11 protein-coding genes are annotated in these 9,065 nt (G+C 36.4%); 8 read left to right on the top strand and 3 right to left on the bottom strand.

The window, feature by feature from the left end:
* Positions 1 to 61 precede the first annotated feature (61 nt).
* Both RLO81_RS04890 and RLO81_RS04885 read right to left on the bottom strand, forming a co-directional pair.
* Positions 62 to 727, bottom strand: a complete 666-nt coding sequence (locus tag RLO81_RS04890) for a hypothetical protein (protein WP_350108051.1) — start codon at positions 725 to 727, stop codon at positions 62 to 64.
* Between the two features lie 59 nt (positions 728 to 786).
* Positions 787 to 1,107, bottom strand: coding sequence for a thioredoxin family protein (locus tag RLO81_RS04885; protein WP_350108048.1), 321 nt, complete (start codon positions 1,105 to 1,107; stop codon positions 787 to 789).
* A 110-nt stretch (positions 1,108 to 1,217) separates the two neighbouring features.
* On the opposite strand from RLO81_RS04885, the gene RLO81_RS04880 reads away from it, so the two are divergent.
* The 8 genes from RLO81_RS04880 (at position 1,218) to dapA (ending at position 8,789) form a co-directional block, all read left to right on the top strand.
* Positions 1,218 to 1,799 (top strand): beta/alpha barrel domain-containing protein, encoded by a 582-nt coding sequence (locus tag RLO81_RS04880; protein ID WP_350108046.1) that lies wholly within the window; start codon positions 1,218 to 1,220, stop codon positions 1,797 to 1,799.
* Positions 1,796 to 2,878 (top strand): aminotransferase class V-fold PLP-dependent enzyme, encoded by a 1,083-nt coding sequence (locus tag RLO81_RS04875; RefSeq protein WP_350108043.1) that lies wholly within the window; start codon positions 1,796 to 1,798, stop codon positions 2,876 to 2,878. Before RLO81_RS04880 ends, RLO81_RS04875 begins: the two co-directional genes overlap by 4 nt.
* A gap of 55 nt (positions 2,879 to 2,933) precedes the next feature.
* A complete protein-coding gene (locus tag RLO81_RS04870) occupies positions 2,934 to 3,854 on the top strand; it encodes a universal stress protein (RefSeq protein ID WP_350108040.1) in 921 nt (306 codons plus the stop codon).
* A gap of 62 nt (positions 3,855 to 3,916) precedes the next feature.
* Positions 3,917 to 5,167 (top strand): exodeoxyribonuclease VII large subunit, encoded by a 1,251-nt coding sequence (xseA, locus tag RLO81_RS04865; RefSeq protein ID WP_350108036.1) that lies wholly within the window; start codon positions 3,917 to 3,919, stop codon positions 5,165 to 5,167.
* A complete protein-coding gene (xseB, locus tag RLO81_RS04860) occupies positions 5,154 to 5,348 on the top strand; it encodes an exodeoxyribonuclease VII small subunit (protein ID WP_205720904.1) in 195 nt (64 codons plus the stop codon). The genes xseA and xseB overlap by 14 nt, the downstream gene beginning before the upstream one ends.
* 25 nt (positions 5,349 to 5,373) lie before the next feature.
* Positions 5,374 to 7,383, top strand: coding sequence for an NAD-dependent DNA ligase LigA (gene ligA / locus RLO81_RS04855; RefSeq protein ID WP_350108033.1), 2,010 nt, complete (start codon positions 5,374 to 5,376; stop codon positions 7,381 to 7,383).
* A gap of 3 nt (positions 7,384 to 7,386) precedes the next feature.
* On the top strand, positions 7,387 to 7,902 hold the full coding sequence (locus RLO81_RS04850; protein ID WP_350108030.1) for a DUF6913 domain-containing protein: 516 nt from the start codon (positions 7,387 to 7,389) through the stop codon (positions 7,900 to 7,902).
* Positions 7,902 to 8,789 (top strand): 4-hydroxy-tetrahydrodipicolinate synthase, encoded by an 888-nt coding sequence (gene dapA, locus RLO81_RS04845; protein WP_350108027.1) that lies wholly within the window; start codon positions 7,902 to 7,904, stop codon positions 8,787 to 8,789. Before RLO81_RS04850 ends, dapA begins: the two co-directional genes overlap by 1 nt.
* Before the next feature lie 63 nt (positions 8,790 to 8,852).
* Here dapA and RLO81_RS04840 read toward each other — a convergent pair whose 3' ends face one another.
* On the bottom strand, positions 8,853 to 9,029 hold the full coding sequence (locus tag RLO81_RS04840; RefSeq protein ID WP_205720900.1) for a BF3379 family histone-like protein: 177 nt from the start codon (positions 9,027 to 9,029) through the stop codon (positions 8,853 to 8,855).
* Positions 9,030 to 9,065 lie beyond the last annotated feature (36 nt).

The following is a 9,065-nucleotide window of genomic DNA, read 5'->3' as shown; positions in this document are numbered from 1 at the left end:
CACCACATACCTGTTTTGTGCCTGAATGATAAAGGCAGAAAAGAAAAAGAATATGAAGATGTTAATTCTTGCCATAATCAATTAGTGACTGCGTTCTGAATACTCCACTTTGAATTTGTTGCTGACCTAAACAATTGTCATCCGTACAATATGAGTATAAAAGTTCCTCTTTATAAATTAAACCAACGTTTAAAGCATATACTTCATATCTCCTATCCTGCTCAACAATAAAATCCTCATTATCGTTTTGAACAACGGTGATAGTACTTTCAAATTGTTGATCATTAATTGTGTAAGGGAAATAAAGGCTATCGAGCTGATAGTTGTCTTCTTCCAACTGATTCTGACTGTTTCCATCCCATATTTTACCAGCAAAAATGGGGAACGTCAACTTCACAAATGGTGTGTTACCCTCAGTAACTATTAATTGCTGGTTGTTAATTCTGGCCTGCCAGGTATCAAAATAAGACCAATCATCTACTAAATTTGCCTTAGTGTATTGATAGATTACGTAAACAGAATCTTGGGCATTGATGAAGCTTTCAACCACCTCTTCTCTCAGGTAATAGGTAGTATCCAAAACAACAATATCGTTGGTATAAAGTATTTCGTCTATCTGATAGTCATAATACAGACCTACTTCAAGCGGAACAAACTGCTCACCTGCGGCCAAAGGAATCCGTTCGTCATTATTACAGGCAGCTAATGTCAGAATTGACAGTAACAAAAAAAGGGAGGCGTTATTGATTTTAATTAACACCTCCCAAAAATAAGATAATTACTCTTTTAATTATTATTCAGCTTGCCAAGAAGCTCAACAACAGCATCTTCTTTGCTTGTTGCCTTGGCATCAATTAGTTTGTCACCATCAAAAACAGCAAAAAATGGCAAGTTGGTGACATTAGCCAATTTTCTAGCTTCAGGATTCTTCTCTGCATCCACATCCACAAAATTTATTCCTGTAAACCTCTCATCTTCAGAGAGTCTCTTAAATTTAGGAGTGAACAATCTGCAATTGCCACACCAACCTGCGAAGTATTTTACTATCGTTTTATTTTCTACTAGGGCTTCTTTAAAATTTGAGTCATCTAATACTTTAACTGCCATAATTATATCATTTTTAATTTCTGCCGCAAAGCAAGCTATTTTCATTTAGCTTTGTGAACAAAACCTATCGATTATTCTTATATATTGATTATTAGAATCTATAGAACATTATGGCATTAAAAACATTTGTGAAGGTAAACGCGGTAAATAACTTATCTGATGCACGATATTGTGCTGGCATGAATGTAAATATTATTGGTTTTAAGGCAGGTACCGATGAAAATTCTGTGAGCCCAGAACAATTTAAAGAAATCACATCCTGGGTTTCAGGAGTTGAATTTTGCCTCGAATTTGAAGAAAAAATTGATAATATAGTGAATGAATACGATGCGCAGTTTATCCAAAGCACAAGTCAGTCTGAATTACTGAATTACGCTGGTAAAGTGAAGCTTATCTACGCTACTGACTTAGAAAATATAGATTCAGAGTTAAGCTTAGATTTAGATTACATCCTTTTGAATAATGTTGATCTAAACGATGGAGATCAACTAAACCAGGTCAAGGGTCTGACCAATAGATACAGCGTATTGCTAGGCTCGGGGTTTGATGACTCAAACATTAATGAAATTTTGGATAGTACTTCAATTGCTGGGATCGGCATAACGGCAGGTGATGAAATAAGACCTGGCTACAAAGATTATGATGAGTTGGCAGATGTATTGGAGGCAATTGAAATTGACGAGTGGGCATGAAAAAATTATACTTCACCCCCGGACCTTCACAACTATACTTTACAGCTGAAGAGCATCTTAAAAATGCCCTAAAGCATGGTGTTCCTTCCATTTCTCATAGAAGTAAAGAATTTCAAAGCATCTACGCTCACACTGTTGAACAGCTTAAAGTATTACTCAACATTCCTGACGGTTATCATGTTGTATTCACTTCATCTGCTACAGAAGTATGGGAACGGATTGGTCAAAATCTAATAGAGAATGAGTCTTTCCATTTTGTGAATGGTGCGTTTTCAGAAAAGTTTTTCAGTATAATTCAAAATTTAGGTAAATCTGCATTAAAAAAACAAGTTATTGAGGGGTCAGTTGTAGAAGTTGAAACCGTTTTAATTCCAGAAAGCTCCGAATTAATCTCGATCACCTACAATGAAACCAGCACGGGAGCCTCACACAGTCAGAATGATTTAGATCTTATCCGTAAAAGTTTTCAAGATCAGCTGATTGCACTGGATGTAGTTTCCGTCACACCTTCTGTAGAAATTGATTTTTCTGCGGTAGACACGTTTTACTTTTCGGTGCAAAAATGTTTTGGATTGCCCGCAGGTTTAGGAGTTTGGGTGTTCAATGATAGGTGCGTTCAGAAAGCAGAATCGCTCATGAATAAAAACATGAGCATTGGCACATATCACTGTATACCAGAATTGGTAAAAAAATCTATGATTAATCAAACGCCTGAAACTCCCAACATGCTAAACATCTATTTACTGGGCAGAGTAGCTGAAGACATGAACAAAAAAGGGGTTCAACAAATAAGGCAAGAAACCAATTATAAACATGCCTTGCTTCAACATACAATCAATGAAAGCCCATATTTATCCCATTTTGTAGAGAAGGAGAATAACAGATCTAGAACTACAGCAGTGGCCAATACCACCATTGACGCTAAATTACTGACTGAAGCGCTTGCTAAAAAGGGATTAGTGATTGGTAGTGGCTATGGAACATTCAAAAATTCACAAATAAGAATAGCGAATTTCCCAACTCATTCAAAGGAACAAATTGAAATGCTTTCAGATCAAATATTATCCCTAAATATTTAATCATAATATTAGAGTAATGTTAACTGATTGTTACCTTTGCGGCAAAATTTGAGACATGGAGCCGTTTAAAAAAATACTTGTAGGGTTAGATACATCAGCACTTGACGAAACGCTTATAAAATACGCTGCCTTCATTGTTGACCATACTTCAGCAGAAAAAGTTGAATTTGTAAATATTTTAAGAAATTTAAATATTCCTACTGAAGTTCGAAAAGAGTTTCCTGAGTTAGTAGAAACGGCCATTAATGATAGAAAAGCTAAGATTAGAGAATCTATTAAGAGTTTATTCAAAACTCAAAAGAAGATTAAATTCTCAATAAATGTTAAAAAAGGTCAGGCCGGGGATTTACTGAATATTGCTCAAAAAAGTAATTCTGATTTAATTATTGTTGGCCAAAAGAAAACATTAGATGGTACTGGTGTTACTACTTTAAGGCTAGCCAGAAGAGCTAGCTGTAACTTGCTAATAGTACCAGAAAATGTAGAGCCAAAGGCAGAAAAGCTATTGGTACCTATCGACTTCTCTAATTACGCAAAACTAGCCTTAGAGCAAACCATCGACTTCGCAGTTAAAAATGATAGTAAGCCAGAAGTTATCTGTCAAAATGTGTACACAGTGCCAGCAGGATATCATTACACAGGCAAATCGTTTGAAGAGTTTGCGGAAATCATGAAGAAAAATGCACAGAATGGTTTTGCAAAATTCATGAAGAAAATAGACAAGCGTAATATTAAAATCAGTGACGTTTATTCGCTGGATACTAATGATAACTTGGCGAGTGACATCTACGACCTTGCTGATGAAATTAATCCAGATTTTATTATTATTGGCGCCAAAGGTAGAACGGCCACAGCTGCATTATTCCTTGGTAGTTTAGCGGAAAAGATGGTGAATGAAAAGATGAATCATCCACTTCTTGTAGTTAGATTTAAAGGAAAAAATGCAGGTTTGATAGAAACTTTAAGAGAATTCTAAATCAACAATTCCTTTTTTATAATTAGTTGTTAAGACTCCACATCAATTGGTAAATTTGATGAATGTCTGCGCACTTAAGCCTTCTAGAACTTAATAAGCTAATCCAATCCACACTATCAGGAAACCTTGAACCTGGATATTGGGTAATTGCAGAAATTAGCGAGTTAAAGGTTAATCAAAATGGCCATTGCTACATCGAGTTAGTCGAAAAAGACGAACAGCGTGTAATTGCCAAAACAAGGGCAACCATTTGGGCTAATGTATACAATAATCTTTCGCTATGGTTCGAGCGAATGACCAATCAGGTGCTAAAGCCCGGCATGAAAATCTTGTGCTTTGGCAGCATCCAATTTCATGAATTATATGGCTTAAGCTTTAATATAAAAGACATTGATGCCAACTTTACGCTAGGCGAAAGAGAGCGACTGAGACAAGAAGTCATCAATAAATTAATGGAAGATGGCGTCTTTGATATGAACAAAGAACTACCCGTTGATTTGGCGTTAAACAGAATTGCGATTATTAGTTCTCCTGCTGCAGCTGGCTATGAAGATTTCATGAATCAAATTGAAGCCAATGAATATGGGTATAAGTACAATATTGATTTATTTAAAGCCACAATGCAGGGTTCGGCAGCTTCTGAATCAATTATTAATGCGTTGCATACGATCTATAACTCAAATACAGATTATGATGCAGTAATTATCATTCGCGGTGGTGGTTCTAGGGTAGACTTGGATTGTTTTGATGACTATGAGTTGGCATTCAATGCTTGCCAATTTCCAATTCCTATAATTACTGGAATAGGTCATGAAAGAGATCAATCGATATTGGATTTAGTTGCATACAAGGCACTCAAAACTCCTACTGCTGTGGCTGAGTGGGTCATTGGTAAGTCAATGGATGTTGAATCAACCATGATTGACCTGATGCATCGGACGGGTAAATATGTTCAACTGATTTTAAACCAAAAAAGAACTGATATATCCTCTCTTACGAATAGGTTAAGCAACTCATTTAAAATACAGCTATCGAACAATGACTATCAACTGAATAGAATGTGCTCACAATTAAAATCTGACGTAAAGCTTTTTATGAAACAAGCTCATAACGGGCTAGATGATTATGGCACCAAGGTCAATTATCTGAATCCGATAAATACGTTAAAAAGAGGTTATTCCATCACCAGCAAAAACGGCAAAATGCTTGGCAATGAAAAGTTAAATGTTGGTGATATTATTGAGACAAGAACATTATATTCGTTGCTCGAAAGTAAGGTGCAAAAAATTGATGATTTGAATGAAGAAGATTAAGACCTATACCGAAGCCCTGACAAAACTAGAGAAAACAGTAGCTGAAATAGAAAGCGGAGAACTTACCGTTGATGAACTTACGGATAAGGTAAAAGAAGCCACTGAACTTGTAAATATCTGTCGAAAAAAACTCAGGTCAGTTGAAGAAGATATTAATAAATCATTAGATGAATTAAATTAACTTATCATCATTTTGCAGTTGAAGCATGACTAAGGAACAAGCTAAAAAGGAAATAGCTGAGCTTTCAGAAAAGATCAATTATTACAACGATCTGTATTATCAAAAAGACACTTCTGAGATATCGGATTACGAGTTTGATCAGCTTTTAGAGCGATTAATAGCGTTAGAAAAAGAATACCCTGAACTTAAAGAAAAAGACTCTCCTACCCAGCGTGTTGGCGGCACCATCACCAAAAATTTTGAAACGGTTTACCATAAGCATGCCATGCTTTCGCTAGGCAATACTTACTCAACGGATGATTTAAGAGATTTTGATAAAAGGGTTGAAAAAGGCCTTGAGACTACAGAATACGAATATTTCTGTGAACTAAAGTTTGATGGCGTTGCCCTAAGCCTAACCTACGAAAATGGTGTATTGGCAAGAGCGGTAACCCGAGGCGATGGCACCCGGGGTGATGACATTACAAACAATGTAAAAACCATCAGAACCATTCCACTCAAATTAAAAGGCAATTACCAGGAAGAATTTGAAGCCAGAGGTGAAGCCTTTCTCTCGAAGGAAGCCTTTGCCAGATTAAATAAAGAAAGAGAAGAAAATGGTGAAGAATTATATGCCAATGCCAGAAATACCGCTTCAGGATCACTAAAAATGCAAGACTCATCGTTAGTAGCCAAAAGAAAGTTAGACTGCTACCTCTATTCTATGGTGGGTGACAACCTGAATGTAGAAACTCATGAAGGGGCGATTAAAACCCTAATTAATCTAGGCTTCAATGTTTCCCCTACCTATCAAAAATGCTCCACTATAGACGAAGTGATCAACTACATAGAAAAATGGGAAACTAAAAGACACGAATTGCCTTTGGAAACCGATGGGATTGTTATCAAGGTAAACAGCCTGAAACAGCAAAGGGATTTGGGTTTTACCGCTAAAAGCCCAAGATGGGCCATTGCATATAAGTACAAGGCTGAAGATACCACTACTATTCTGGAAGGTATTACCTACCAGATAGGCCGAACTGGAGCTGTAACGCCTGTAGCTGAATTAAAACCTGTTTTGTTAGCAGGTACTACTGTCAAACGGGCATCACTGCATAATGCTAATGAAATTGAGCGTTTGGATGTGAGAATTGGCGATACTGTTTTTGTGGAAAAAGGTGGTGAAATAATTCCTAAAGTAATAAAAGTAGATTTTACTAAGCGTAAAGCTGACTCCAATCCAGTTGAGTATATATTGGAATGTCCTGAGTGTGGAACGCCTTTGGTTCGAGTGGAAGGCGAAGCGCAGCATTATTGCCCAAATATTGATGGTTGTCCGCCACAGATAAAAGGTCGGATAGAACATTTTATTCAACGAAAGGCCATGAACATTGATAGCCTTGGCGAGAGCACTATTGGCTTACTATACCAGAAGGGGTTGGTTTACAGCCCTGCTGATTTGTATGATTTGAATTACGATGATGTTTTCAACCTCGAAGGGTTTAAGGATTTGAGTACGAAAAACCTGTTAAAAGGTATAGAGGAATCAAAAAATACCCCTTTTGAAAGCGTGCTGTTTGCATTGGGAATTAGGTTTGTAGGACGAACTGTTGCAGAAAAGCTAGCCCGCTATTTCAAAAACATAGATTCACTAAGCAAGGCAAGCTACGAACAACTCATTGATGTTCCTGAAATCGGTGAACGTATTGCCAATAGCCTTCTCTCCTATTTTGCCAATGACAAATACATTCGCGAAATTCAACGGTTAAAAGAAGCCGGGATTCAATTTGAAATTATTGAAAAAGATGACACCAGCATTTCGAATGTTTTAGATGGAAAAAGCTTTGTTGTATCAGGCGTATTCGAAAACTTTGGCCGCGATGAATTGAAGGAAACCATTAAAAATCATGGTGGTAAGGTAATATCAGGCATTTCCGGTAAATTAGATTATTTGTTGGCAGGTGATAAAATGGGACCTGCAAAACGAGAAAAAGCAGAAAAATTGAATATCACAATTATAAGTGAGGAAGATTTTACAAAGATGATTAACAACTAATCCATGCTATCTAAAAAATTACTTACACATAAGGCCAAAGGTTTTGTTAAGAAAAATCAAGCGCCCAGATCTAGCATGAATTACAATCAAGTGAATGATATTGGCATACTCTTTAGCATTAATAGTGTGCAGAAACATGAGCAAATTAAGCACCTAATAAAAACACTGGAAAATGATGGTAAGAAAGTAGAGGTGCTCGCATTCTTGCCTAAAAACCAGGAAAACCATGAGTTTCTGTTTGACTTCTTTACAGCTAAAGAGATTACTTTTTGGGGAAATATTGAATCGGATAAAGTAAAGAGCTTTATAAACAAAAGCTTTGATTATCTTTTTTATATAGATGAAGAGAGCAACCTCATTCTAAGAAATATTCTGGCACAAAGTAAGGCCAAATGCAGAGTGGCTAAATATGACGAGGAAAATGCGCTATACTCAGAGATGATGGTACAAGTGCCCAAAGATGGTGGCATTAAAAAACTCATTGAAGAGATGTACCGATATACAAAATTACTTTCTTAATGGATACTACTAAATTATATGGAACTGGTGTAGCCTTAGTCACACCATTTAATAAAGATGAAAGCATAGACTTTGATGGGCTCAAAAGACTACTGGAAAGTACTGCAAAGCAGGGTGTTGATTATTATGTAGTTCAGGGTACAACTGGTGAATCTGTAACAACCACCCCTTCTGAGAAGCAACAAATTCTTGATTTTGTTAAGAAAAACAATTCGGCAAAACTGCCAATTGTTTATGGCATTGGCGGAAATAACACCAGGCAAGTCATCGAAAACATTAAATCAGCCGATTTAAGTGGTGTAGACGCTATACTATCTGTTAGTCCATATTACAACAAACCTTCTCAAGCAGGAATTATTAAGCATTTTGAGCTTGTGGCAGACACTTCTCCTGTACCTGCAATTCTTTATAATGTACCGGGTAGAACTTCTTCTAATCTCACTGCAGAAACAACATTAACACTAGCAAAGCATCCAAATATCATAGGGGTTAAAGAAGCATCGGGCAATGTAGAGCAATCAATGGCGATCAGCGCTAATAAGCTATCAGATTTTCTTTTAATCTCCGGTGACGACATGCTCACTGTTCCATTGTATTCAATAGGTTCGAAAGGGGTTATTTCAGTGTTGGCTAATGCCTTTGGAGATATTTTTAAAGAAATGAAAGACAATGCCTTTTCGGGAAATTATGAAGCTGCATCAAAAGCTGCATTCAAATTACAGGGTATTAATCCGTTAATGTATCAAGAAAGCAATCCTGTAGGCATTAAAGAAGTGCTTAAACTTCAGGGCATTTGTGAGAATTATGTGAGATTGCCCTTATTAAGTGCGAGTAGTAATCTTCAATCGCAAATAAAATCAACCTTAGATTCAATGCAAGAGTCTTAAAATGTAAGACATAAAAAAAGGCGATCAAATGATCGCCTTTCTTTATTTATTAATTGGATATAATTAACCTTTGTTTTTGATATCCTGAACTTCAACTCTGATATCTTGAGCCATGTTCTTCAACTCTTGCATGCCTTTTCTTACTCTTGTTCCAGCAGCGTTATTCTTTTTGTCATAGAACTTTTCAAAGTCAGACTCAAGACCCATTACTAAGTTTTTAAGTTCTTCAAATTTCTTCATGCTTGATAATTTTTAAGGTTATTGAAAATTTTTTTG

Origin of the sequence: Fulvivirga sp., from assembly GCF_040220315.1 — a bacterium.
In the GTDB taxonomy this organism is placed as follows: domain Bacteria; phylum Bacteroidota; class Bacteroidia; order Cytophagales; family Cyclobacteriaceae; genus Fulvivirga.
The sequence above is the reverse complement of the archived record's forward strand: the minus strand, read 5'-3'. Positions and strand labels throughout refer to the sequence as shown.

What these genes read in the sequence shown, in the direction of transcription:
- RLO81_RS04885 (WP_350108048.1), bottom strand. Translation starts at nt 1,107, where the DNA reads ATGGCAGTTAAAGTATTAGATGACTCAAATTTTAAAGAAGCCCTAGTA.
- RLO81_RS04880 (WP_350108046.1), top strand. Translation starts at nt 1,218, where the DNA reads ATGGCATTAAAAACATTTGTGAAGGTAAACGCGGTAAATAACTTATCT.
- RLO81_RS04875 (WP_350108043.1), top strand. Translation starts at nt 1,796, where the DNA reads ATGAAAAAATTATACTTCACCCCCGGACCTTCACAACTATACTTTACA.
- RLO81_RS04870 (WP_350108040.1), top strand. Translation starts at nt 2,934, where the DNA reads ATGGAGCCGTTTAAAAAAATACTTGTAGGGTTAGATACATCAGCACTT.
- xseA (WP_350108036.1), top strand. Translation starts at nt 3,917, where the DNA reads ATGTCTGCGCACTTAAGCCTTCTAGAACTTAATAAGCTAATCCAATCC.
- xseB (WP_205720904.1), top strand. Translation starts at nt 5,154, where the DNA reads ATGAAGAAGATTAAGACCTATACCGAAGCCCTGACAAAACTAGAGAAA.
- ligA (WP_350108033.1), top strand. Translation starts at nt 5,374, where the DNA reads ATGACTAAGGAACAAGCTAAAAAGGAAATAGCTGAGCTTTCAGAAAAG.
- RLO81_RS04850 (WP_350108030.1), top strand. Translation starts at nt 7,387, where the DNA reads ATGCTATCTAAAAAATTACTTACACATAAGGCCAAAGGTTTTGTTAAG.
- dapA (WP_350108027.1), top strand. Translation starts at nt 7,902, where the DNA reads ATGGATACTACTAAATTATATGGAACTGGTGTAGCCTTAGTCACACCA.
- RLO81_RS04840 (WP_205720900.1), bottom strand. Translation starts at nt 9,029, where the DNA reads ATGAAGAAATTTGAAGAACTTAAAAACTTAGTAATGGGTCTTGAGTCT.